Consider the following 22,755-nt stretch of genomic DNA (forward strand, 5'->3'; position numbering starts at 1 on the left):
GCGACGGCCGGGGCCGTCGCGTCGGCGCCGCCGCCGCGCGCCATCTCGCGGGCGACGAAGTCCTCGATGTGGAACAGGTCGTCGCCGGCGCGGCGGACGATCGTGAGCAGCGTCGACATCGAGGCGACCTCCTCGACCTGCTCCTTCAGGAACCACTGCACGAACTGCTCGCCGAGGTAGTCGCCCTCGTCGCGGGCGGTGCGGGCGAGCGTGGTGATCTGCTCGGTGACCTGCTTCTCCTGGGTCAGCGCGAGCGACACGACCTCCTCGACGGAGGCGAAGTCGTTCTGCACCTCGCCCACCGGCGGGACGACGGCCTTCAGCTCGTTGTCCATCTGGTACTGCACCATCATCAGCGCGTGGTTGCGCTCCTCGAGGGCCTGCGCGTAGAAGTGCGCGGCCAGCTGCGGGAGGTCGGCGTCGTCGAGCCAGACGGCCACCGCGAGGTACTGCTGGCTGGCCGTGAACTCGCTCCGGACCTGGTCGCGGAGCAGGGCGTGGAACTTCGATTCGTCGGTCATGTCGTCCAGGTTAGCGACGTCCGAAATGTTCTGGAACAGCTCAAGTCCAGGTGTCCGTCTCAGTTGGACAGGGTCACCTTCGTGCTGGTGAGGGGCACTTTCCCGGTCAGAACGGGAGCACGTCGCGGAGCAGCGCGTAGCCGACGAACGCCACCACGTCGATGAGCAGGTGCGCCCCGACGAGCGGCCACAGTCGTCCGGTGCGCTGCCAGTAGCGGGCGAACACCAGGCCCATCACGAGGTTCCCCGCGAACGCACCGACGCCCTGGTAGAGGTGGTAGCACCCGCGCAGCACGGCCGCGAGCAGCGCCGATCGGTTCTCGGAGAACCCGAGCCGGCGGAACCGGGTGAGCAGGTAGCCGATCATGACGACCTCCTCCGCCCAGGAGTTGGCCGCGGCCGACAGGATCAGCACCGGGATCTGCCACCACTGCTCGGTCAGCGTGCTCGGCGCGACGTCGGGGGTGATGCCGGCCAGCCTCCCGGCCAGGTAGAGGCCCAGGCCGGGGACGCCGATCAGCGCGGCCAGCCCGGCCGCGTGCGCGGCGTCGCGCCACGGACGGCGACCGTCCAGCCCGACCCTGCGCAGCGCGATCCCGGCCCGCAGCAGCAGGTACACCGCGAGCGCGCCCCATCCGGCCAGCTGCAGGGCCCGGACCAGCTGGAACGCCAGGTCGATCCACGCGTCGGTGGACGCCGGGGCGTTCAGGGCGACCTGCTGGTCGGCCAGCGGCGCGGGATTCAGCAGCGCCTCCAGCAGCGACAGCGCGCTGCGCAGCGCCGACAGGCCGAGCGTCACCGTCAGGACGACGGCGATCTCCAGGCCGATCAGCCGCCGCTCGCGCCGGTCGGTGGCCGTGCCCGGGAACGACGGCGGTGCCGGCCGCAGCCACGCGCGCAGCGTGCTGCGGCGGGCGGGGACGCTCGTCATGCGGCGATCATCGCACCGGTGGGGGGTGGCTCCGCGCCCGCTGCCGTTCCGTCCGCCCGCTGTCGTCCCGCACCGCCCGCCGCCCCGCCCGCGCACGGCGGGCCGGTTCGCGCGCGACGTCTGCGTCCGCTCGTGCTGTGGCGTGCGCGAGGCCGGAGGTCGTGCGCGGACGACCGGTCGGTGCCGGGCCGGGGAGTGGGGACACCGGCGGGGACCGGGACGTGCGCGGTGGGTGGGTCCGGTGCGGCGCTCGTCCGGTGGTCGACGCTCGACCGGTGCGTTCGCGCGCAGATCCACCGTTCGCGCGCGCTGCAGCGCGCGCGAACACGGGATCACCGCGCGAACACGGGATCACCGGACGGGTGCCGGATCGGGGTGGGCGCCGGGTCGCGGGGCCCGGGCGGCGTGACGCAGCGCTCGCCGGGCGCGGATCCCGGGCGCGTCGCGGTGCGTACCCTGGTCGGCGTGATGCGGCTGCTGCTGTCCCCGAAGTGGATGGCCTGGCACGTCCTCACCCTGGGCGCGATGGTGGCCTGCACCTGGCTCGCCGTCTGGCAGTGGGGGCGCGCCGGGTCCGCGATGGGCTCCGCCCTCAACGTCGGCTACGGCCTGCAGTGGCCGCTGTTCGCGGTCTTCTTCGGCGTGATGTGGTGGCGGTTCCTCCGGATGGAGATCGCCGACCTGCGTGCCGCCGGGTCCCCCGCGACCACCGGCGGCACCGCGGCCGTGGAGACCGGGGCCGGCGCGGCACCGGCGTCCGAGCCGGAGCCCGCACGCGAACCGGCCGGCGGGACCGCCGTCGTCCGTGCCGTGCCCGGGCCGGAGGACGCCGCGGCGGTCCCGGAGGCGGGCCCGTCGCCGTTCACGTCCCGCCCGGCGGGCGCGGCCCCGCCCCGGAGCACCGACCCGCAGCTGCGGGCCTACAACCAGGAGCTGGCCCGCCTCGCGGCCCGGCACCGGGAGGAGTCCACCCCGTGACCGTCGCGACCGCCCTGAGGGCCTACCGCATCTCCGCCTGGGTGACCGGCGTCGGCCTGCTGCTGCTGACCTTCTACGCGATGCCGGCGAAGTACCTGTTCGGCGACCCGCGCCCGGTCGCGCTGATCGGCATGGTGCACGGCTTCCTGTACATGATCTACATCGTGTGCTCGCTGATCCTCGCCGAGCGCTGCCGCTGGAAGCCGGTGTTCGCCGTCGTCATCCTGGCGGCCGGCACGATCCCGATCGCCTCGTTCGTCGCCGAGCGCAAGGTGACCCGCAAGGTGCAGGCCGAGCACCTGGCGCCCGCCGGCCCCTGACCCTCAGGCGCTCCGGGTCCGCGGGCAGCCGACGAGCTCGGCGAACCGCACCTGGAGCTGCTCGGGGGTCGACGCGGGCGTGGAGAAGGCCAGCCGTACGTCCTGGGTACCGGTCCTGGTGGGCACCCGCACCCGCAGGCCGAACCGGTCCACGCCCACCGGGCGGACCCGGCCGCCGGTGAACCCGAGGCCGTCGGGAAGGTGGCGGCGCAGCGCGCACAGCATCTCCGGGTGCGCCCGGTCGAGGTGCTCGAGCCACGCCTGCTCGACGCGGCAGAACGGGTCGGGCTCCGCCGCGGCCAGCTCGGCCGGGGAGACCGGGCCGCAGCCCTCGGCGTCGGAGTACACCACCGACGACGGGTGCAGCCGCAGCAGCGTCGCGCCCAGACCGGCGTCGAGCAGGTTGGGGTGCGGCGCGCGCTCGGCGAGCCGCAGCGCGCGCTCCCGGCCGGTCGCCGGGTCCGGCTCGTGCAGGCTGCCGACCAGCCACAGCAGCTCGCGGACCGGCTCGTCGAGCGGGACCGGTGTGGTCCCGGTCAGCTCCAGCATCACCGGCAGGCCGTCGATGCTCAGCCGGGCCCGCTCCCGGAGGACGTGGTCGTCGGGCAGCAGCACGTCGGTCGTGCCGTCGGGCCACGCGTGGTGCATCAGCGGCGCGCACGGCTCCGGCTCCCCGGTACCGACGATCGCGGCGCGTCCGCCCCGGGTGACCAGGCTGCGGGCGCGCTCGGCGACGGCGGGCGTCGGGGGGCGGCGCACTCGGGTCGTTCCCACTCTCACCTCCGGTTAGGTAACCCTCACCTAATCAGCAGTGAGTACCGCCTGTCCAGTGCGCCGCGACACAGTGGGGAACCCCCTCTGCGGGGGTCCCGTGACCCGACCGTTAGCGTCTGTCGGCGTGATGACCGTGCCCTCGGGTTCCTCAGCCGACCCGTGGCCGATCCGTCCGCTGCTCGCCGCGCTGGTCGACGACACCAGCCTGCTGCAGCCGAGGACCGTCGCACCGGGCGTCGACGCCGTCGTGTCGCGCTACCTCGCCGCCCGCGACGGCCACTACGGAGGCCTCGTCGGACGGCTGGTCTGCCCCGCGTCCCAGCTGCCCGCCGTCGTCACCGAGCTCGCGCGCTCGGCGCCGAGCCGGCCGGCGGAGCTGGCGCTCGTCGTCGACACCGGCCTCGGCGCCGTCCCGAAGGCCCTGTCGACGGTGTTCTCCCGCTCCAGCCTGCTCACCCCGAGCACCGTCGAGTGCGCCGCCCCGCCGGACGTCGACGGCATCTGGCTGGAGCGCGTGTCGGAGTTCGTGCCCGACGAGGTGACCCCCGTCGTCGAGCCGCGCCGCCCCGTGGAGGGCGACGAGGAGGGAACGGTCGCCTGGCTCGCCGCCGTCCGCAAGGTCGCCGAGCACGGCTGCACCCCCAAGATCCGCCTCGGTGGCCCGCGGGCGTCCGACGTGCCCGAGATCGCCGACGTCCACCGCTTCCTGCAGGCCGGCCTGGAGAGCGGGACCGGCGGGATCTCCGCGCAGGGCATCGACCGGATCGTGCGCGAGGACCCGTCGGCGTCGCTGCCGCGCGGCCGCCACGGGCTGCTCAACCTGATCGCCGCCGTCGCGCGGATGACCGGGGTCAGCGCCTCGCCCGACCCGGTCGAGGACGCTCTGACCTGCACCGACGGCGAGAAGCTCGCCCGTGAGCTCGACGAGCTGCCCGAGGCCGCCGTCGAGCAGGTCCGCACCGTCCTGCCGCGCTGCGGGGTCGACCCCGAGCCGGTGCCGATCGCGGACCTCGTCGCGCTCGGCCTGCTGGACTGAACGGGCCGCGGATGCGGATCGGGTTCCTGGGGCCCCGGGCCACCTTCACCGAGCAGGCCCTGCTGACGCTGCCGGAGTCCCGCGACGCCGAGCTGGTCCCGCTGCCGGGCGCGCCCGCGGTGCTGGCCGCCGTCCGGGACGGCTCGGTGGACGCCGGCTGCGTGCCGATCGAGAACACCGTCGAGGGCGCCGTCCCGCCGGTGCTCGACGGGCTCGTCGAGGACCCGCCGCTGGTGATCGCCCGCGAGGCGCGGATCGCCGTCCGGTTCGGCCTCATGGGCCGGGCGGGCACCGAGCCCGCCGCGATCCGGTCGGTCGCGTCGCACGGGCACGGCATCGCCCAGACCCGCGGCTGGCTCGCCGCGCACCTGCCCGGCGCCGAGGTCCGGGTCAGCTCCTCGACCGCCGAGGCCGCCGCGCAGGCGGCCCGCGGTGAGGTCGACGCCGCCGTCGCCGCCCCGCTCGCCGCGGCCCGGCACGGCCTGCAGGTCCTGGCCGACGACATCGCCGACAACCCCGGCGCCGTCACCCGGTTCGTGCTGCTCACCCGGCCCGGCCCGCCGCCGTCGCCGACGGGGTGGGACCGCACCACCCTGGCCGCGACGACGACGAACCGGCCCGGCACCCTGCTCGGGCTGCTCACCGAGCTCGCCGTGCGCGGGATCGACCTGACCCGCATCGAGTCGCGGCCGGTCAAGGACCGGCACGCCGAGTACTGGTTCCACCTGGACTGCTCGGGCCACGTCGCCGACCCGGCGATGGGGGAGGCCCTGGCCGCGCTGCACCGTCGCTGCGACCGGCTGATCTACCTCGGATCGTTCCCGCGGTCCGACGACCCGCCCGCGGCCCCGCCGGCCGGGGTGGGGAGCCCGGTGGCCGCCCTCGGAGCGGCCACCGCCGACGACTACGCCGCGTCCGAGCGCTGGCTCGACGCCGTCCGACGGGGGACCGACACGTGACCGGGCAGACCGAGCAGGCACACGACGGCGCGGCCTCCTTCGCCGCCGCCGGCAGCGGCGGCCGGACCGCCCAGGTCCCGCCCGACGACGGCGCCGTGCGGCTCGTGCTCGTGCGGCACGGCCGCACCCCGTCCAACGTCCGGCACCGCCTCGACACCGCGCTGCCCGGCCCGTCGCTCGACGAGCTGGGCCGCGAGCAGGCCGAGGAGGTCGCCGCGCTGCTCGCCGGCTGGCCGGTCCGCGCCCTCTACGCCTCGCGGGCGACGCGCGCGCAGGAGACCGCCGCCCCGATCGCCCGGGCGCTGGGCGCCGCGGTGGAGCCGCTGCACGGCCTGCACGAGGTGTTCGTCGGGCACCTCGAGGGCCGGGTGGACGACGACGCCCGCGCCGTGTTCGACGAGGTCTTCGCGGCCTGGTGGGACGGCGACGTCGACCGCCCGATGCCCGGCGGCGAGTCGGCCCGCGACGTCTGGGACCGCGCGCTGCCCGACCTCGCCGCGGCGCTCGACGGCGTGCGCTCCGGCGCGGTCGTCGTCGTCAGCCACGGGGCGGCCATCCGGATCCTGTCGCTGGCCCTGCTCGGCGGCCACGACGGCTCCGGCGACGGGCACGACGACCCCGGCTACGGGCGCGACCGCCCGGTCCCCAACACCGGCCGCGTCGTGCTGCGCCGCGACCCCGCGGGCTGGATCCCCGAGCTGTGGGACCCGATGCCGCCGCGGCCCCCGGCCGGCTGAGGGCCGTTCAGCCCCAGCCGAGCTCGTGCAGCGTCTGCTCGGGGATGCCGAAGTGGTGGGCGATCTCGTGCACCACGGTGATCGCGACCTCGTCGACGACCTGCTGCTCGTCGTCGCAGAACTCCAGGACGGCGTCGCGGTAGACGGTGATCCGGTCCGGGAGCTCGCCGGTGTAGTCCGCGGTGCGCTCGGTCAGCGCGACGCCCTCGTAGAGCCCCAGCAGGTCGGGCTCCTCGGCGTTGCGCGGCTCGACGAGCACGACGACGTTGTCCATCGCCGCGGCCAGCTCCGGCGGGACGAGGTCGAGGGCGTCGCCGACCAGCTCGTCGAACCGGTCGGCGGGCATCGCCACCGGCACGTCAGTTGCCCGAGAGGCCGGGCAGCCCGGGCGGTATGTCGAGGTCGGGCCGCCCGGTGCCCGCGTCGGGCGCCGCGGGCTGCTCGGCGTCGGGCTGCTCCACCGGGGCCTGCGAGCCGGGCGCCGGGGTCTGCCCGGCCGGGGCGGCGGGGGTCGCCGGGGTGCCCGGCGCCGACGGGGCCGCGGCCGGGGCGGGCTGCCCGGCGACGGTCAGGTTCCCCTTCACCGAGCCGGTGATCGCGGCGAAGCCGCTGTTGTCGGGCAGCAGCGTCCCGATGTTGCAGTTGACCTTGCGGCTGCCGGCCTTCCAGGACTCCTCGGACAGGTTGCCCCAGTAGACGGTCAGGCCCTTGTCGGTGATGACCTTGTCGTTGCCGGCGAAGGTGTTCGCGGCGTCGGTGCAGGCGGGCTGCAGGAACTTGTCCTGGTCCTCCACGGCGGGCCAGGCGTCGGGGAACTCGGTGCCGAGGTCGACGATGCCGACGGCCTCGACCGCGTGCGGTCCGGCGCAGTCGGTGGGGTCGCCGACGGTCCGGCCGTCGATCGCCAGGCACGTCCCGGCGGGCTGGACGGCGGACTGGTCCTGCGCGGCGACCTTGCCGGTGATCGGGAACATCGCCCCGCTGCGCGAGGCCATCTGCAGCCCGCACCGCATGCCCTTGTCGCCGCCGTCCCAGCGCTGCTGCGACGGCTTGAGCGCACCGACCCGGAACTTGCCGTCGGGGTCGAACTTGCCGTTCAGGTACTTCGTCACGACCGGCGTGCACCGGTCCGCGACGAGCTTCTGCCACGCCGCGTCGGCGGGGAAGGCGGTCTGGTCGGCCAGCGCGACCCGGCCCGTCTGCTCGAACAGGTGCGGGCGCGCGCAGTCGACGGCGGCGGTGTCGGTGGCGTCGGCCCGGGTCCAGTTCAGGCAGGTGCCGGGGGTGTCCGGCGGCGGCGGCAGCGGGGGCGCCTCCTCGGTGCGCGGCACCCCGGACGAGGCGAACGAGCCGAGCACCGGCACCTGGGCGCCGAGCAGCGAGTCCACCGAGGCCACGGTCAGCATCAGCAGCGCGCCGGCGAGGATCCCGATCCCGACCCGGCGGACGGCCGAGAGCCCGCTGCGGCCCGCCGGCGCGGCCGGCTCCGGGGCGACGAGCGCCGTCGCGTCCTGCCCGTCGCCGTCGTCGTCGGGACCGCCGTGGCGGCGCCGTGCGGGCGCGGCGGGCCGGGACAGCACCGACGTGGGCGCGCCGTGACCGGTGCGGGAGTAGCGGCCGTCGTACCCGTCGTAGGCGTCGGCCGGACCGGCGTCGTCGGGCCGGTCGGAGCCGGCGGGGGAGCGGGGATCCATGACGTCCCCATGATGCAGCCGGGCCGGGCCGGGCTTCACCCGAGCGGTGTCCCGGCGCGGTCATCGGTCGGCGGGATGCTGTGAACGTGCAGGTCGGTCCGGTGCGACGGGGTGTGGGCGACCACTCGTCCGGTGTGCGGGCGACGAACCGCGTCCGAATCGTCATCCGGGATCCGCGCGTGCCCGCCGCCGCGTCCCGGTACGGTGCCGCCCGGGGGACGCGAGTGAGGGGGGATCCACCGATGAGCGACGGACCGCGCTCCGGGGGCGGCCCGGAGGACAGCACGCCGCCGTCCGGCACGCCGGCGCAGCAGGCGGGGTCCGGGCAGCCGACGGCGCCGTGGGCGAACCCGCCCGGCGACGCGCCGCGCGGCCGGATCCGGCAGCAGGACGGCAGCACCACGCCCCGCGAGCCGACGCTCGCGGAGAAGCGGGCGCGCGAGCAGCGGCTGCGGGCCGACCGGGAGGCCGTGCGCCTCAAGGAGGCCCGCTCGAAGACCACCAAGCGGGTGCTGGTCGGCGCGGGCGCGACCGTCGGCGTCGTCGCCCTGATCGCGGCGGTCTACGCGGCGTCGGGCCCCGACGACGACGTGGTCGCCGAGGCGCGCTGCGTCGACGACCAGGGCGTCGTCGTCGACGACGACAACTGCCAGAACTCGGCAGGCCAGGGCCAGGTCTCGACTGGCGGCGGCGGGTTCGCCTTCGTCCCGATCTTCCTCGGCGGCGGCGGCCGCCAGTACCACTACAACTACGGCGGCGCCGGCGGCATCGGGCAGGTCGCCACCGGCGGCAGCGTGAACACCCCGCCCAGCGGCACCACCGTGCGCAGCGGCACCAGCGGCTCCACGATCGGCTCGACCACCCGCAGCGGGACCATCTCCCGTGGCGGGCTCGGCATCGGCGGCGGCTCGTCGTCGAGCGGGAGCTGAGGCGTGCGACGCGAGCGCGGCACCCCGCGTCCGGACTGGCAGCGCACGGTCGCCGAGCAGGGCCTCACCTTCGGCACCCCGGGCCGGGACGGCTCCGGCGGCGCGCGGCCGTACTGGGACGAGTCGGTGCACTACGTCTTCGAGATGGACGAGATCCTCTCGCTGGAGGCCGACGTCGAGGTCCTGCAGTCGATGTGCCTGGCGGCCGTCGACCACGTGGTGACCACCGAGCGGTTCCGCGACTTCGCGCTGCCCGAGTGGAGCTGGGAGGCGGTCGCGCAGTCCTGGCGCCGCTCCGACCCGCACCTCTACGGCCGGTTCGACCTGCGCTACGACGGCTCCGGCCCGGCGAAGCTGCTGGAGTACAACGCCGACACCCCGACCTCGCTGCTGGAGGCGTCGATCCTGCAGTGGCACTGGCTTCAGGACGTGCACCCCGGCGACGACCAGTGGAACTCCCTGCACGAGAAGCTCGTCGAGCGGTGGGGGGAGATCAAGGGGCTGCTGCCGTCGTCGGAGGTGCACGTCACCTGGTCCGGCGCCGAGTCCACCGGTGAGGACCACATCACCGTCGGGTACCTGCAGGAGACCGCCGCCGAGGCGGGCCTGGACACCGTCGGTCTGTCCATCGAGGACATCGGCTGGGACGTCGCGCTCGACCGCTTCGTCGACCTCGAGGAGTCCCCGATGTCGACGGTGTTCAAGCTCTACCCCTGGGAGTGGGTGCTGTCCGACGAGTTCGGCAAGCACGTCACCCGCAGCCTGCCCGAGACCATGTGGCTCGAGCCGCTGTGGAAGACGCTGCTGTCGAACAAGGCGCTGCTCGCGGTGCTGTGGGAGATGTACCCCGGCCACCCGAACCTGCTCCCCGCCTCGCTGCAGAACCCCGGCATCCTCACCGAGTACGTCCGCAAGCCGCTGCTCGGCCGCGAGGGCGCCAACATCCAGGTCGTGGCGCCCGGGTACGAGACGGCCACCGGCGGCGTCTACGGCGACGAGGGCTTCGTCTACCAGATGTTCGACCCGCTCCCCGAGTTCGACGGTTACCGCCCCTGCCTGGGCGCGTGGCTGGTCGGTGACACCTCCGCCGGTCTCGGCATCCGCGAGACCGCCGGCCTGATCACCGACGACGGCGCGGCCTTCGTGCCGCACCGCATCCCCTCCTGACGCCCCCCCGTGACCCCGCTCCCCGCCCGGAAGGTTTGACCCGTGATCCTCGCCCAGGCGCTCGACGCCACCTACTGGAGCTTCCTCGGCCGCGGTGTCGGCGCGATCCTGCTCTACGCCGTCATCGGCACCCTGATGATGCTGATCGGCTTCTGGGCGATCGACCTGACCACGCCGGGCAAGCTGCCCGCGATGGTCCGCGCGGGGCTGCCCAACGCCGTGCTGATCACCGCCGCCGGCATGGTGTCGATGGCGTTCATCATCGTCACCGCCGTCTACGGCTCGGTCGGCTCGCTGCTGCAGGGCGTGGTCTCGTCACTGGTCTTCGGCCTGGTCGGGATCATCGCCCAGGTCGCCGCGGTGCGGCTGCTGGAGTGGGTCACCGGCATCGACATCGGCGAGGTCATCCAGGCCGAGGAGCCGCGGGCGGCGGCCCGGGTCGTCGCGGCCGCGCACCTCGCGCTCGGCCTGATCGTGGCGGTCGCCGTCTTCTGAGCCAGGCCGCTCAGGCCAGGGCGGTCAGCACCTCGACCCGCGCCTGCGGCGGCGGCATCGCGGCGATCTCCGCGCGGACCTCCCGCGCGGCCGCCGCGAGCTCGCCGTCCAGGACGAGGCGGCGCAGCGCGTCGGGGCCGAACGGCCCGCCGAGGCCGGCACCGCGGGCGGCGACCAGCTCGGCGTTGTGCCGCCGGTCCCCGGGGCCGGGCAGCGCCAGCTGCGGGACGCCCGCGGCGAGCGCCGCGAGGACCTGCCCGGAGCCGCCGTCGTGCAGCACGGCGGCGCAGGCGGGCAGCAGCTCGTCGAGACCGACCCGCCCGACCGTGCGCACGCCCGGCCCGACCCGGCGCAGCAGCCGCGCCGGGGGCCGGGCCAGCACCAGCTCGCAGTCCAGGCCGTCGGCGCGGGCGGCCTCCAGCGCGCGCAGCGCCGAGGACTGCAGGTCCCCGCGCACCGGCCCGCCGCCGCGCAGCACCAGCACCCGCGGGCGCACCGACGGCCCGTCGAGCCAGGCGGGCAGCGCGCCGCGGGCGCCGTCGGGGCGGCCGGGCCGTACGGCGAGCGCGTCGCGCGCCCCGACCAGGCTCGACGGCGCGATGGTCAGCGCGATCGCGGGCGCCGGGACGCCGCGCAGCCCGTGCCGGAGCCGGGCGCGCTGCAGCGGCCGGGAGTCCAGCAGCGTGCGGACCAGCGCGAACCCGTCGAGCAGGGCGGTCTCGTGCAGCACGGCCGGGACGTCGTGGCGGGCCGCCGCCAGCGCTCCGGCGACGGCCAGCGGCTCGTGCACCACGACGTCGGGCCGCCACTGCTCGGCGACGGTCACCAGCGCGTCGGTCAGCTCCTCGTTGACCGGCCCGAACAGCGACTTCACGGCCGCGTCGCCGCCCCGCCCGGCGAGCTCGGCGCGCGCGGTCACCGGGTGCGCGACGAGCGAGCGGGCGGCGAGCCTGCCCACCCGCAGACCCCGGCCCACGTCGATGAACGGCAGCGGCCCGGACACCGGGTGCACGTCGCCGCCGCCGGCGAGCAGCACCTCGTGGCCGGAGTCCCAGAGCGCGTGGGCGAGCGGCAGGAGCGGGGTCAGGTGTCCCGACAGCGGGGCCGCCACCACCAGAACGCGCACGGTCGAAGGGTAACCGCCGCGACGCCGGTCGGGGGCGGCCTCGCGCCCGTTCCGTACGCTCACGGTGTGATCGTCGAGAACGCACCCCGCCTCGTGGCGACCGACGTCGACGGCACCCTGCTCGACGACCGCGACACCGTCACCCCCCGCACCGTCGCCGCCCTGGAGCGGGCGGTCGCCGCCGGCGCCGGGTTCGTGCTCGTGACCGGCCGCCCGCCGCGCTGGATCCCGCCGGTGCTCGCGCGGCTGCCCGCCGGGCTCGTACGGCTGTGCGTCTGCGCGAACGGCGCCGTGCTCTACGACGCCGTCGAGGACACCGTGCTCGGCGCGCACACGCTCGCGCCCACCACGATCCGCGAGCTGGCCGGGCTCGCCGGGGAGCTGTTCCCCGGCTGCGGCTTCGGGGTCGAGCGGGTCGGGGCGTCCGACGAGTTCCTCACCGAGCCCGGCTACGTCCACGCCTGGGGCGAGCACGACGGCGGCTCCACCGACCGCGAGGACCTGCTCGGCCGCCCCGCGACGAAGGTGCTCATCCGCGCGCCCGAGCTGACCAGCGAGCAGATGATGGGGGCGCTCGCCCCGAAGGTCGCCGGGCTGGCGGACCTGACGTTCTCGCACCCGTCCGGCCTGATCGAGGCCTCCGCCCCGGGGGTCACCAAGGCCACCGGTCTGGCCGAGGTCGCGCGCCGGCTCGGCGTCACCGCGGAGCAGACGGTCGCGTTCGGGGACATGCCCAACGACCGGGAGATGCTGCGCTGGGCCGGGCTCGGCGTCGCGATGGGCAACGCCCACCCCGACCTGGTCGGGCTGGCCGACGAGGTGACCACCCCGCACACCCACGACGGGCTCGCCGAGGTCCTCGAACGCTGGTTCTGACCGGGCGCCGGTACCCGTTCACCCGGGCGTCGACGAGCGGTCACGGGCAGGTCCCCGGCCCGCCCCGACCCCGCCCCGCCACCTGCCCGCGCGTACCATCACCGGCTGTCATCGCCCGCGAGCCGGGTGCCCGCGCCCGCGCCAGGAGGCCCCCACCCGTGGCTGACACGGCAGAGACCCTGGACCGTCCCGGTCCGCACCCGAGTGCCGACGTACCGCCCTCCGGGGAGGTCGCGGTCCTCGCGTCCGTGCAGGGCGCCCTCGCGACCGACGCCACCGTCCGGGTCGCGCGCGGCATGTCGCTGTTCGGCGAGCACGCCGCGGGCTGGCTCGCGATCGGCCTCGCCGGCGCGGCGCTCGACCGCCCGCGCCGCCGCGAGTGGCTCGGCTCGGCCGCGGCCGTCGCCGTCGCGCACGGGGCGTCGATCGGCATCAAGCGCGTGGTCCGCCGCCGGCGGCCCGAGCACCCCGCCGTCCGGGTCCTGGTGGGCACCCCGAGCCGGCTGAGCTTCCCGTCCTCGCACGCCACGTCCACCACCGCCGCCGCCGTGCTCTACGGCGGCCTGCTGGGCCGCCGCTCCCGCCCCGCGGCCGTGGCCGGCGTCGGGCTCATGGCGCTCTCGCGCCTGGTCCTGGGCGTGCACTACCCGACCGACGTCGCCACCGGCACCGCGCTCGGCGCGGCCGTCGCCGGTACCGCGCGGCGCGTGATCTCACGCAACCCCACCATCGGAGGGTGAGCGCATGACCAGCACCGACCCCACGAAGGTCGACCACGACGACTCCGGCACGGAGCGTGTCGCGAAGGCCGCCGACCCGGCCACCCCGGTCGTCCCGGACGTGCCCGACGACGCCGGCCCCCCCGAGGGCCACGAGGCCGACGCCGCCCCCGAGCACGCCCCGCACGTGCCGATGGACCCGTCCGAGCGCACCACCGCGATGGTCGCCCGCGGCCTGTTCAAGACGATGCGCCCGCGCCAGTGGGTGAAGAACGTCCTGGTCTTCGCGGCGCCGTTCGTCAGCGGCCAGTTCTTCGACGTCCCGGTCCTGATCGACTGCCTGATCGCCTTCGTCGCGTTCTCGCTCGCGGCCTCGGGCGTCTACCTGGTCAACGACGCGCTCGACGTCGAGGCCGACCGGGCGCACCCGACCAAGCGCCGCCGTCCGATCGCGTCCGGCATCGTCCCGGTGCCGCTGGCGTTCGCCGCCGCGGGCGTGCTCTTCGCCGCGTCGATCGCGCTGTCGTTCGCGGTCACCTGGCAGCTGATCATCGTGCTCGCCGTCTACGTCGCGGTGCAGCTGTCGTACTGCCTGTGGCTGAAGCACCAGCCGGTGCTCGACATCTGCATCGTGGCCTCCGGCTTCCTGATGCGCTCGATCGCCGGCGGTGTCGCCACGGGCATCCCGCTGTCGCAGTGGTTCCTGCTGGTCACCGGCTTCGGCTCGCTGTTCATGGTCGCGGGCAAGCGCTACGCCGAGATCAACCTCGCCGAGCGCACCGGTGCGAAGATCCGCAAGTCGCTCGAGAACTACACCGCGTCCTACCTGCGCTACATCTGGTCGCTCTCGGCCACGGTCATGATCGTCATGTACGGGCTGTGGGCGTTCGAGATCCGCGAGGACCACAACTCGGTGTGGTCGGTCCTGTCGATCGTGCCGTTCGTGATCGCGGTGCTGCGCTACTCGGTGGACGTCGACCGGGGCACCGGCGGCGAGCCCGAGGAGATCGCACTGGGTGACCGCGCCCTGCAGGTGCTGGCCGTCGCCTGGATCGCGATGCTGACGCTGGCCGTCTACAGCTGAGCCCCCGTCGCCCCCGGGCCCGGTTCCCCCGCGGAGCCGGGCCCGTGGTGTGCCGGGCTCAGCGGCCGGTGTGCCAGGCCCAGGTCGCGGCCAGGCCCTCGGCGAGCGGGGTCGGTGCGGGCAGGCCGAGCGCGGCGATCCCGCGCGTGGGGTCCAGGCAGCTGCGGCGCAGCTCCCCGGCCCGCGCCGGGGCGAACTCGGGCGCGAAGTCGGCCGGGGCGAGCCCGGCGATCCCGCCGATGGTCGCGGCCAGCTCGACGATCGTGGACTCGGTGCCGGTGCCGACGTTGAACACCTCGCCCGCGAGCTCCCCCGCGTGCAGCCGGTCCGCCGAGGCCAGCGCTGCGCGGGCGACGTCGCCGACGTAGAGGAAGTCGCGGGTCTGCCCGCCGTCGCCGAAGACGGTCGGGCGCAGCCCGGCCCGCGCCCGGTCGCAGAACAGCGAGACGACGCCCGCCCCGCCCGCCGGGTGCTGACGCGGCCCGTAGACGTTCGCGAAGCGCAGCACCAGCGCGGGCAGCCCGTGCGCGCGCACGAAGAAGCGGGTGTAGTTCTCGGCGGCGAGCTTGCTCATCCCGTACGGCGACTCCGGCCCGGCCGGCTCGGCCTCGGTCGTGGGCAGCGGTGCGCCGTCGCCGTAGATGGCGCCGCCGGTGGAGCAGACGACCACGGCGCGGGCGCCCGCGTCCCGGGCGGCCTGCAGGACGCTGAGCGTGCCGAGGACGTTCACCGAGGCGTCGTGCACCGGGTCGGCCATCGACGTGCGGACGTCGATCTGGGCGGCCAGGTGGAACACCGCGTCGGGCCGGAACGCCGTCGTCGCGCGGGCGGTGGCCGCGGTGTCGCGGATGTCGAGCTCGGTCAGGCCGGTGCCGGGCGCGAGGTTGTCGCGCTTGCCGGCGGACAGGTCGTCGACGACGAGGACGTCGTCACCGCGGGCGAGCAGCGCCTCGACGAGGGTGGAGCCGATGAACCCGGCTCCGCCGGTGACGAGCGCCCGCATGCCTGCCTCTCCTCGGGGGCGGCCGGGACGTGCTCCGGCCGCAGGGACACACGGTAACGGCGGGTCCGGGCGGGGTCTCAGCCGGTCGCGCCGACCGGGGCGGCGCCGCAGGCCGTGATCCGGTAGAGGGTGCTCCCGCCGCCCGACAGGACGGGCTCGAAGCCGGGGGCGGTGTCGACGTCGTCGATGCCCGGGTAGGTGTCGGCGCGCGGGTCGTAGGGCCACCAGGACACCGGACCGTCGATCACCCAGCGGGTGCCGGTCGCCCGCACCGCGTCGCAGACGGCGGGGTCGGCCGCGGCGTCGTCCAGCCGCCGGCGCAGCAGCTCCTGCTCCGGGGTCCACGTCCCGGACAGGTGCGGGAACAGCACCTCGCGCCCGGTCAGCGGGAACAGCAGCCCGTTGCCGGTCCACGGGTTCGCCGCGACCACCGCTCCGGGCGGGGTCTCCTGCCCGACCCGCTCCAGGAACTCCCGCTGCCCGGGCTGCAGCACCCGGCCGGTCTCGTAGCGGTAGGCGTCGGCGACGACGGCGGCGTGCAGCCCGATGCGCAGGCCGCCGGTGGCGAGCACGAGGACCGCCGCGACGAGGGCGACGACCGGCACCGCGGCGACCGGGGGGAGCCGCCGTCCGGGGTCGGTGCGCCCGCCGCGCAGCACCCCCGCGGCGCGGACCAGCAGCCCCGCGACCCCGAGCACGCCGAGCGTCGCGAGCGGCACCCCGGTGACCGGGACCATGGCGGCCAGCCGGTGCGAGTCGTTGTACCAGGCCCCGGTCAGCGCGGTGACCAGCTCGCCCTCGCGGGCCACGGCGAGGACGTAGAGGAAGGCGGACGTGAGGTGCGCCGGCACCAGCCAGGCGGTCCGTGCGCGGCGCAGCGCGAGCACCGCACCGACCACGACGAGCACCGACACGACGACCAGCTCGGGGCGCTTGTTCGTCCCGTTCCACAGCACCCCGAGCAGGGCCTCGCGGGCCCCCATCGAGGCCTTCCAGTCGAAGGCGCGCACCCCGTCCAGCAGCGGCGACCAGGCCAGCAGCCAGAGGACCGCGGCGAGCGCGGCGAGCGCCCCGGCGACCGGGGCCGCGGCGGCGAGCGGGCGGCCCCGCCGCAGCAGCCGCACCGTGGCCCGGACGGCCGCGACGGCCAGTGGGGACAGGGCGAGTACGACCAGGCTGACCGCGGCGTTGGGGTGGGCGAGACCCAGCGCGGGCACGGCGGCGACGCCCAGCAGCAGCGCCTGCACCCGACCGACCGTGCTGCCACGGGTGAGCCCCAGCACGGTGGCGACCGCGGCCAGCCCGGCCGGGACCAGCGCGAGCCCCAGCAGGTTCGGCCAGAGCACCCCCCAGTTCAGCAGCAGCCACGGCATCGCCGTGAACGCCGTCGCCAGGACCGGGGCGACCAGGACGGCACCGGGCCGCGGCCCGGCGACTTGGCGGACCAGCAGCGTGCACGACAGCGGCCACACGACCGCCGCCGCGGTGAACGCGGCGATGTTCGACGCGACCGGCACCGAGGCGCCCGTCCCGAGGACGACGAGCGAGACCAGGTCGTGCCACGCCGCCGGGTAGGCCGAGGGCCGGCCGGGGTTGTTCAGGGCGCCGAGGGTCAGCGACGACGCGTCGCCGGTGAGCAGGATCCGGGCGACGGCGCTGTAGTGGTAGATCGCGTCGTAGGTGGGGGACACCGCGTCGACCGCGCCGAACGCGAGCATCACGGTCAGCCAGCCGATCGCCACGGTGACGACGAGCCCCACCAGCAGCGCCGGACCGGCCAGCGGGCCGTCCGGGCCGCCGCGCAGCAGCCGGGCCCACCACCGGTCCCGCCCGTCGGCCGGCCCCGCTCCGCCGGACGCCCGGCGACGGCGCCACGGCGTCCGCACCGCCAGCGCCACGGCGGCGACCAGCACCGTCACCACCAGCACCGGCAACGCGCCCCACGGCACACCGGCCCGTCCGGCCAGGACGGCGGTCGTCGCGACCAGCGCGACCGAGACCAGGGGCGCCGCGCCCCAGCAGGAGACGCCGCGGATCCCCGCCGCGCGCGCGACGAGCGCCCCGGGCAGCACGCACCACGCGGCCGCCACCAGGGCGACCGGCACGGCGGCGGCCCAGCTCATGCGCGAGCCCGCTCCGCTACGGCCCGGGCGCCGTCGCCCCGGGCGCCGATCGGACGCCGCATCCGGCGGAGCATACGAGCACCGGGGCCGCGCACCGGCCGCGCGGGTGCCGTGTCACCGGGGGCGACACGATCGGGTGGCGGCACGCGGACGGGCTTCAGTTCCCGGCCGGGCGCGCCGTCCCGACCTCGTCGGACGCCGGTCCGCCCGCGGCCGGCCGGTGCCCGTTGGTCCCGGCCGCGCGCTGCTCGAGCGCGTCGAGCCGCTGCTCGAGGTCCTCCTCGCGGCGGGTCAGCTCCGCGTCGCGGACGGCGATCTGGCGGGCCAGGTTCGTCAGGTGCTGGCTGATCTCGCGGTCGCGCAGGTAGGTGTTGAGCATCCCGAACACGAACGACACGACGAGCAGGTAGACCAGCAGGTCGGTGCCGCGGCCGATGCCCAGCGCGCGGGCGAGGAAGGTGACGTCGTCGGGCCGCAGGATCGCGTAGATGTTCAGCACGATGAACGCGCCGAAGGCGATCCGCTTGCTCGCCCGCACACCGACGCTCTGCCCGCTGCGCACGAAGTAGACGAGTGCACCGACCGCGGCGGCCAGGAGCAGGATCTGCAGGATCACGGTGTTCGCCTCCTGGGTCATCGCTGTCGTACCGACAGGTCGAACAGGATGTTGACCCCGTTGAACAGCGACTGGCCCTTGGATCGGGAGTACTCGGTGTAGCGGATGGTCACCGGGACCTCGCGGATCCGCCAGGACGACCGGGCCAGCGACGCGACGATCTCCGACGCGTGGGCCATCCCGTTCATGGTGATCCGCATGTCCTCGACGACCGCGCGGTTCAGCGCGCGCAGGCCGTTGTGGGCGTCGGTGAGCTTGAGCTTGCGGCTCGCCGGGGACAGGGCCGCGACGGTCCGCAGGACGAGCCGCTTGAGCGCCGGGACCGGTTCGGTGGACTCCAGGAACCGCGACCCGAGTACGACGTCGGCCTCGCCGCTGCGCAGGATCGCGGCCATGCGGGCGGCGTCGTCGACGTCGTGCTGGCCGTCGGCGTCGAAGGTGACGATCCGCTCGGCGCCGCGGCGCAGCGCGTAGTCGATCCCGGTCTGCAGCGACGCTCCCTGACCGAGGTTGATCGGGTGGCGCACCAGGTGCGCCGGGGTCGAGGCGATCCGCTCGGCCGAGGCGTCGCGGCTGCCGTCGTCGATGCAGACCACGTGCGCGAACCGGGTGAGGACCTCGGCCACGACGTCGGCGATGACGGTCTCCTCGTTGTACACGGGGATCACCACCCAGGTGCCGGTGTCGGCGACCACGTCCACTCCCTCGTTACGCCCGTGGCGTTCACAGATGCGTCACAGAGGCTATCGCCCCGGTGACGGCGGCGGCCGGACGGTGGGTGCCGATCCGGGCGAAGGTGAGTATCCGTACCTTCGCGAGAGTGGATCCGAGGACGTTGCTCGAACTCATGCTCGCCGACCTGGACACCGCGCCCCAGGAGTACCGGCCCACGAACTTCTGGCGGACCGGGCTGGAGAAGGTGGTCGCCGACCTGCGCGACCGCGGCTTCGCGGAGTTCCGCCGGCACCCGTCGGCGACCTACTTCTACGCCCCGCGCTACGCGCCGGTGTCCCGCCCGGCCGCCGCTCTGTCCCGCGCGTTCGGGCTCGTCGGCGGGCCCGGCACCCTGCTGCGCGAGCGCATCGACCAGGTGCCGGTGGCGCGGTCGCACCACGCCCTGGTGACCGCGCTCGACCCGGCGGACCGGTCGCCGTCGCTGAGCGGGTTCTCCGAGTCGACGGCCGGTGGCCCGACCGAGCAGCTGGTCTTCGACGGCCGCCGGTTCAGCCGGTCCTCCCTGAACTACCTGCGCGGCCTGGTCATGCTCAAGCGTGCGGTGCCCGACCTGGACGTGTCGACGGTCCTGGAGATCGGCGGCGGGTTCGGGACGCTGGGGGAGATCCTCGTCCCGCGCAACGAGGGCGTGCGCTACGTCGACGTCGACATCCCGCCGGTCGCCGCCGTCGCCACGCACTACCTGCGCGAGGTGCTCGGTGCGGACCGGGTGCTCGACTACGCGGCCACCCGCGAGGCCGAGAAGATCGAGCTCGGCGCGATCGAGGAGCCGGCCACCGTGCTGTGCTCGTGGCAGCTGCCGCGGCTGCAGGGGACCGTCGACCTGTTCGTCAACTTCATCTCCTTCCAGGAGATGGAGCCCGAGGTCGTGCAGAACTACGCGAACCTGGTCACCGACCTCGGCGCGCGCTGGCTCCTGCTGCGCAACTCCCCGACCGGCAAGCCCGACGTGCGCGAGCCGATGCTGCGCCACCGCTACCTGGAGATGTTCGACCGCTTCGAGCTGGTCGACTCCGACGCCGGGCTGTACGGGCAGGACTCCGAGGGCACGGTGTCCGAGGTGATGGTCCTGGCCCGCCGCTAGCCTCGGGGCCATGCGCACCCCCGATCCGATCCAGATCGACGGCCACCGCGTGGGCCCCGGCGAGCGGCCCTTCGTGATCGCCGAGGTCTCCGGGAACCACAACGGCTCCCTGGACCGCGCGCTGGAGATCGTCGACGCGATCGCCGGGACCGGCGCGCAGGCGGTGAAGTTCCAGACCTACCGGGCCGACACGATCACCATCGACGCCGACGGCCCGGCGTTCCGGATCCGCGACGACCACGGCCTGTGGGGCGGCCGGAACCTCTACCAGCTCTACGAGCAGGCCCACACCCCGTGGGAGTGGCACGAGCCGCTGTTCGCCCGGGCCCGTGAGCACGGCCTGGTGCCGTTCTCCAGCCCGTTCGACCCGACCGCGATCGAGCTGCTGGAGTCGCTGGACGCGCCGGCGTACAAGGTCGCGTCGGCGGAGCTGGTGGACCTGCCGCTGATCCGGGCGATGGCGGCGACGGGCAAGCCGATGGTGATCTCCACCGGGATGGCGACGCTGGCCGAGATCGACGCCGCCGTCGCCGCGGCCCGCGACGGCGGCGCCCGCGAGATCGTGCTGCTGGCCTGCACGGCGTCGTACCCCGCGGACCCGGTGGACGCGAACCTGCAGACGATCCCGGCGCTGCGCGAGGCGTTCGGCGTCCCGGTCGGGCTGTCCGACCACACCCCGGGCATCGGCGTCCCGGTCGCGGCGGTCGCGCTCGGCGCCGTCGCGATCGAGAAGCACGTGACCCTGCAGCGCGCCGACGGGGGCGTCGACTCCGACTTCTCGCTGGAGCCGCACGAGCTGGCGTCGCTGGTGACCGAGACCGACGTGGCCCGCCGCGCGGTCGGACCGGCCCGCTTCGGGCCGCGGGAGTCCGAACGCGACACCCTGGCGCTGCGCCGCTCGCTGTGGGTCGTCGCCGACGTCGCCGCGGGGGAGAAGGTGACCGCGGAGAACGTGCGGTCGATCCGGCCGGCCGGCGGGCTGCACACCGATGCGATCGGCACCGTCGTGGGCCGGACCTTCACCCGCGACGTCGCCCGCGGCACCCCGCTGACCTGGGACCTGATCTGACCGCGCCGGCCCCCGGGCGGACCGGGGCCGGCGACGGCTCAGTGCAGCGTCCCCAGCGCGGCCTTGCCGAACGGCACCAGCTCGGACTCGCGGCCCTCGAGCACCTTCCGGGCCCACTCCGGGTCCGCCAGCAGCGCGCGCCCGACGGCGACGAGGTCGAACTCGTCGTCCTCCAGCCGGTCGAGGAGCTTCTCGACGCCGCTGACCCCGGCGTGCGCGTCGCCGCCCGCGAACATCTCCGGGGCGAAGACCTGGTCGAGGCCGACCGAGCCGACGGTGATCGTCGGCAGGCCGGTCACCTTGCGGGCCCAGCCGGCGACGTTCAGCTCGGCGTCCCACTCCGGGAACTCCGGCTCCCAGTAGCGGCGCCCGGACGCGTGGAACGCGGTGACCCCGGCGTCGGCCAGCGGGGTGAGGACGGTACCCAGCTCGTCGGGGGTGTGGGCCAGCTTCGCGTCGTAGTTGCCGCCCTTCCACTGCGAGAACCGGAACACGACGGGGAAGTCCGGCGAGACCTGCCCGCGCACCGCGGCGACGATCTCGGCGGCGAACCGGGCCCGCTCGGCCGGGCCGCCCGCGTAGTCGTCGGTGCGGCGGTTGGTGCGCTCCCACAGGAACTCGTCGATCAGGTAGCCGTGCGCGCCGTGCAGCTCGACGCCGTCGAAGCCGATCCGCTCGGCCTGCCGTGCGGCCTCGGCGAACGCGCCGATGATCCGGTCGAGCCCGGCCGCGGTCAGCGCCTCGCCCGCGCCCTCGGTGCCGTCGAGCCCGATGCCCGACGGGCCGACCGACGGGGCCTCGGGGAACGGCGGCCTGCCCGCCTCGCGGGTGATCCCGACGTGCCAGATCTGCGGCATGATCCGGCCGCCCGCCGCGTGCACCGCCGCGACGACCTTCGCCCACCCGGCCAGCGACGCGTCGCCGTGGAAGCGCGGGACGGCGGCGACGTCGCCCGCGGACGGGTCGTCGACGTAAGTGCCCTCGGTGATGATCAGACCGGTCCCGGCCGCGGCGCGGCGCGCGTAGTAAGCCGCGACGTCCTCGCCGGGGACGCCGGCGGGCGAGAACGCCCGGGTCATCGGGGCCATGACGATCCGGTTGGGCAGCTCCGCGGAGCCGAGGGAGTAGGGACGGCCGAGAAGCCGTGCGGCACGCGTGGACACGGGACGCTCCTGGGTGCTGGACGCCTCCGGGCACGTCGGCGGGTCCGGGCGGGCGGTCGAATAGGTACCCGTCAAAGATACATATGCGGTGGCGAACTGCAACAGTGACGGGTACTTTTACGGTCGTCGGTAGGATCCACCGGGACCGCAGGGGGAGGGGCGCGTGCTCGACATCCGGTTCTCCAGCGTCCTGCGGGCGATGCTGTACCTCGCGGCCGCCGCCGAGGGCGACGAGCCCACGGTCAGCTCGGGCCGGCTCGCCGACGCGCTGGACACCAACCCCAGCCTGGTCCGCAAGCTGCTGGTCCCGCTGAACGCCGGCGGGCTCGTCGAGTCGACCCGGGGCCGCAGCGGCGGTGCCCGGCTCTCCCGCCCGGCCGCGGAGATCACCCTGGCCGAGATCTACCGCTGCGCGGTGGGGGAGAAGCCGCTCTGGGCGTGCCGCCCGGAGAGCGAGCACGTCTGCCCGGTGACGACGAACGCCGCGGAGTACTTCGCCCGGCTGACCGCCGAGGTGGAGGGGGCGGTGCTGCAGTCGCTGGGGCACCGGACCCTCGCCGACGCGCTGCGCGAGATGCGGGGCCTGGACCGCACTCCCTAGCGAGGTGGGACGTGC

Annotated in this window: 25 protein-coding genes; 14 read left to right on the forward strand and 11 right to left on the reverse strand. The window is 75.2% G+C overall.

The window, feature by feature from the left end:
• The coding region (locus WJX68_RS07150) for a ferritin (RefSeq protein ID WP_340287256.1) at positions 1-521 on the reverse strand (521 nt) is incomplete at its 3' end.
• 106 nt (positions 522-627) lie between these two features.
• On the reverse strand, positions 628-1,452 hold the full coding sequence (locus WJX68_RS07155) for a CPBP family intramembrane glutamic endopeptidase (protein WP_340287258.1): 825 nt from the start codon (positions 1,450-1,452) through the stop codon (positions 628-630).
• Positions 1,453-1,920: 468 nt separating this feature from the next.
• Between WJX68_RS07155 and WJX68_RS07160 the strand changes: the two genes are divergently transcribed.
• Positions 1,921-2,430, forward strand: a complete 510-nt coding sequence (locus WJX68_RS07160) for a hypothetical protein (protein WP_340287260.1) — start codon at positions 1,921-1,923, stop codon at positions 2,428-2,430.
• Positions 2,427-2,750, forward strand: a complete 324-nt coding sequence (locus WJX68_RS07165; RefSeq protein ID WP_340287262.1) for a DUF3817 domain-containing protein — start codon at positions 2,427-2,429, stop codon at positions 2,748-2,750. The genes WJX68_RS07160 and WJX68_RS07165 overlap by 4 nt, the downstream gene beginning before the upstream one ends.
• Before the next feature lie 3 nt (positions 2,751-2,753).
• Here the strand turns inward: WJX68_RS07165 and WJX68_RS07170 are convergent, their stop codons facing one another.
• A complete protein-coding gene (locus WJX68_RS07170; protein WP_340287264.1) occupies positions 2,754-3,509 on the reverse strand; it encodes a DUF2470 domain-containing protein in 756 nt (251 codons plus the stop codon).
• Positions 3,510-3,651: 142 nt separating this feature from the next.
• On the opposite strand from WJX68_RS07170, the gene WJX68_RS07175 reads away from it, so the two are divergent.
• Genes WJX68_RS07175 through WJX68_RS07185 form a run of 3 tightly spaced genes read left to right on the forward strand, consistent with a single transcriptional unit; the run spans position 3,652 to position 6,256 of the window.
• On the forward strand, positions 3,652-4,560 hold the full coding sequence (locus WJX68_RS07175) for a hypothetical protein (RefSeq protein ID WP_340287266.1): 909 nt from the start codon (positions 3,652-3,654) through the stop codon (positions 4,558-4,560).
• An 11-nt stretch (positions 4,561-4,571) separates the two neighbouring features.
• Positions 4,572-5,519 carry a prephenate dehydratase gene (gene pheA, locus WJX68_RS07180; RefSeq protein WP_340287268.1) on the forward strand — a complete coding sequence of 316 codons (948 nt, stop codon included), beginning with the start codon at positions 4,572-4,574 and terminating at the stop codon, positions 5,517-5,519.
• Positions 5,516-6,256 carry a histidine phosphatase family protein gene (locus WJX68_RS07185; protein ID WP_340287270.1) on the forward strand — a complete coding sequence of 247 codons (741 nt, stop codon included), beginning with the start codon at positions 5,516-5,518 and terminating at the stop codon, positions 6,254-6,256. Before pheA ends, WJX68_RS07185 begins: the two co-directional genes overlap by 4 nt.
• Before the next feature lie 7 nt (positions 6,257-6,263).
• On the opposite strand, the gene WJX68_RS07190 is transcribed toward WJX68_RS07185, so the two are convergent.
• A complete protein-coding gene (locus tag WJX68_RS07190; protein WP_340287272.1) occupies positions 6,264-6,614 on the reverse strand; it encodes a metallopeptidase family protein in 351 nt (116 codons plus the stop codon).
• Between the two features lies 1 nt (position 6,615).
• Positions 6,616-7,950: a septum formation family protein gene (locus tag WJX68_RS07195; protein WP_340287273.1), complete on the reverse strand. Its 1,335-nt coding sequence runs from the start codon at positions 7,948-7,950 to the stop codon at positions 6,616-6,618.
• A gap of 242 nt (positions 7,951-8,192) precedes the next feature.
• Between WJX68_RS07195 and WJX68_RS07200 the strand changes: the two genes are divergently transcribed.
• From WJX68_RS07200 to WJX68_RS07210, 3 genes are read left to right on the forward strand one after another with little or no spacing between them, the layout of a single operon-like run.
• A complete protein-coding gene (locus tag WJX68_RS07200) occupies positions 8,193-8,879 on the forward strand; it encodes a hypothetical protein (protein ID WP_340287275.1) in 687 nt (228 codons plus the stop codon).
• A gap of 3 nt (positions 8,880-8,882) precedes the next feature.
• Positions 8,883-10,046 (forward strand): glutathionylspermidine synthase family protein, encoded by a 1,164-nt coding sequence (locus WJX68_RS07205; RefSeq protein ID WP_340287277.1) that lies wholly within the window; start codon positions 8,883-8,885, stop codon positions 10,044-10,046.
• A gap of 42 nt (positions 10,047-10,088) precedes the next feature.
• Positions 10,089-10,541, forward strand: coding sequence for a DUF350 domain-containing protein (locus WJX68_RS07210; RefSeq protein ID WP_340287279.1), 453 nt, complete (start codon positions 10,089-10,091; stop codon positions 10,539-10,541).
• 10 nt (positions 10,542-10,551) lie between these two features.
• On the opposite strand, the gene WJX68_RS07215 is transcribed toward WJX68_RS07210, so the two are convergent.
• Positions 10,552-11,667: a nucleotide disphospho-sugar-binding domain-containing protein gene (locus tag WJX68_RS07215; RefSeq protein ID WP_340287281.1), complete on the reverse strand. Its 1,116-nt coding sequence runs from the start codon at positions 11,665-11,667 to the stop codon at positions 10,552-10,554.
• Positions 11,668-11,733: 66 nt separating this feature from the next.
• Here WJX68_RS07215 and WJX68_RS07220 point away from each other — a divergent pair, with 66 nt between their 5' ends.
• The 3 genes from WJX68_RS07220 (at position 11,734) to WJX68_RS07230 (ending at position 14,346) form a co-directional block, all read left to right on the forward strand.
• Entirely contained in the window at positions 11,734-12,543 is an 810-nt protein-coding gene (locus WJX68_RS07220) for an HAD family hydrolase (protein ID WP_340287283.1), read from the forward strand.
• Between the two features lie 158 nt (positions 12,544-12,701).
• Positions 12,702-13,283, forward strand: coding sequence for a phosphatase PAP2 family protein (locus WJX68_RS07225; protein ID WP_340287285.1), 582 nt, complete (start codon positions 12,702-12,704; stop codon positions 13,281-13,283).
• A 172-nt stretch (positions 13,284-13,455) separates the two neighbouring features.
• A complete protein-coding gene (locus tag WJX68_RS07230; protein ID WP_422785673.1) occupies positions 13,456-14,346 on the forward strand; it encodes a decaprenyl-phosphate phosphoribosyltransferase in 891 nt (296 codons plus the stop codon).
• Between the two features lie 58 nt (positions 14,347-14,404).
• Here the strand turns inward: WJX68_RS07230 and WJX68_RS07235 are convergent, their stop codons facing one another.
• From WJX68_RS07235 to WJX68_RS07250, 4 genes are all read right to left on the reverse strand, one after another.
• On the reverse strand, positions 14,405-15,349 hold the full coding sequence (locus WJX68_RS07235; protein ID WP_340287288.1) for an NAD-dependent epimerase/dehydratase family protein: 945 nt from the start codon (positions 15,347-15,349) through the stop codon (positions 14,405-14,407).
• 77 nt (positions 15,350-15,426) lie between these two features.
• Positions 15,427-17,472, reverse strand: coding sequence for a DUF6541 family protein (locus tag WJX68_RS07240; RefSeq protein ID WP_340287289.1), 2,046 nt, complete (start codon positions 17,470-17,472; stop codon positions 15,427-15,429).
• Between the two features lie 157 nt (positions 17,473-17,629).
• Positions 17,630-18,109, reverse strand: coding sequence for a DUF2304 domain-containing protein (locus WJX68_RS07245; RefSeq protein WP_340287291.1), 480 nt, complete (start codon positions 18,107-18,109; stop codon positions 17,630-17,632).
• Complete coding sequence (locus tag WJX68_RS07250) at positions 18,106-18,783, reverse strand: glycosyltransferase family 2 protein (RefSeq protein WP_340287293.1); 678 nt, start codon at positions 18,781-18,783, stop codon at positions 18,106-18,108. The genes WJX68_RS07245 and WJX68_RS07250 overlap by 4 nt, the downstream gene beginning before the upstream one ends.
• 125 nt (positions 18,784-18,908) lie before the next feature.
• On the opposite strand from WJX68_RS07250, the gene WJX68_RS07255 reads away from it, so the two are divergent.
• Together WJX68_RS07255 and pseI are read left to right on the forward strand one after the other, a co-directional pair.
• Positions 18,909-19,907: a putative sugar O-methyltransferase gene (locus WJX68_RS07255; protein WP_340287295.1), complete on the forward strand. Its 999-nt coding sequence runs from the start codon at positions 18,909-18,911 to the stop codon at positions 19,905-19,907.
• A gap of 10 nt (positions 19,908-19,917) precedes the next feature.
• Positions 19,918-20,976 (forward strand): pseudaminic acid synthase, encoded by a 1,059-nt coding sequence (gene pseI, locus WJX68_RS07260; protein ID WP_340287297.1) that lies wholly within the window; start codon positions 19,918-19,920, stop codon positions 20,974-20,976.
• Between the two features lie 38 nt (positions 20,977-21,014).
• On the opposite strand, the gene WJX68_RS07265 is transcribed toward pseI, so the two are convergent.
• Entirely contained in the window at positions 21,015-22,139 is a 1,125-nt protein-coding gene (locus WJX68_RS07265; protein ID WP_340287299.1) for an NADH:flavin oxidoreductase, read from the reverse strand.
• A gap of 163 nt (positions 22,140-22,302) precedes the next feature.
• On the opposite strand from WJX68_RS07265, the gene WJX68_RS07270 reads away from it, so the two are divergent.
• Positions 22,303-22,740, forward strand: a complete 438-nt coding sequence (locus WJX68_RS07270) for an RrF2 family transcriptional regulator (RefSeq protein WP_340287301.1) — start codon at positions 22,303-22,305, stop codon at positions 22,738-22,740.
• Positions 22,741-22,755 lie beyond the last annotated feature (15 nt).

The organism is Pseudonocardia spirodelae, assembly GCF_037727765.1.
Lineage (GTDB): Bacteria > Actinomycetota > Actinomycetes > Mycobacteriales > Pseudonocardiaceae > Pseudonocardia > Pseudonocardia spirodelae.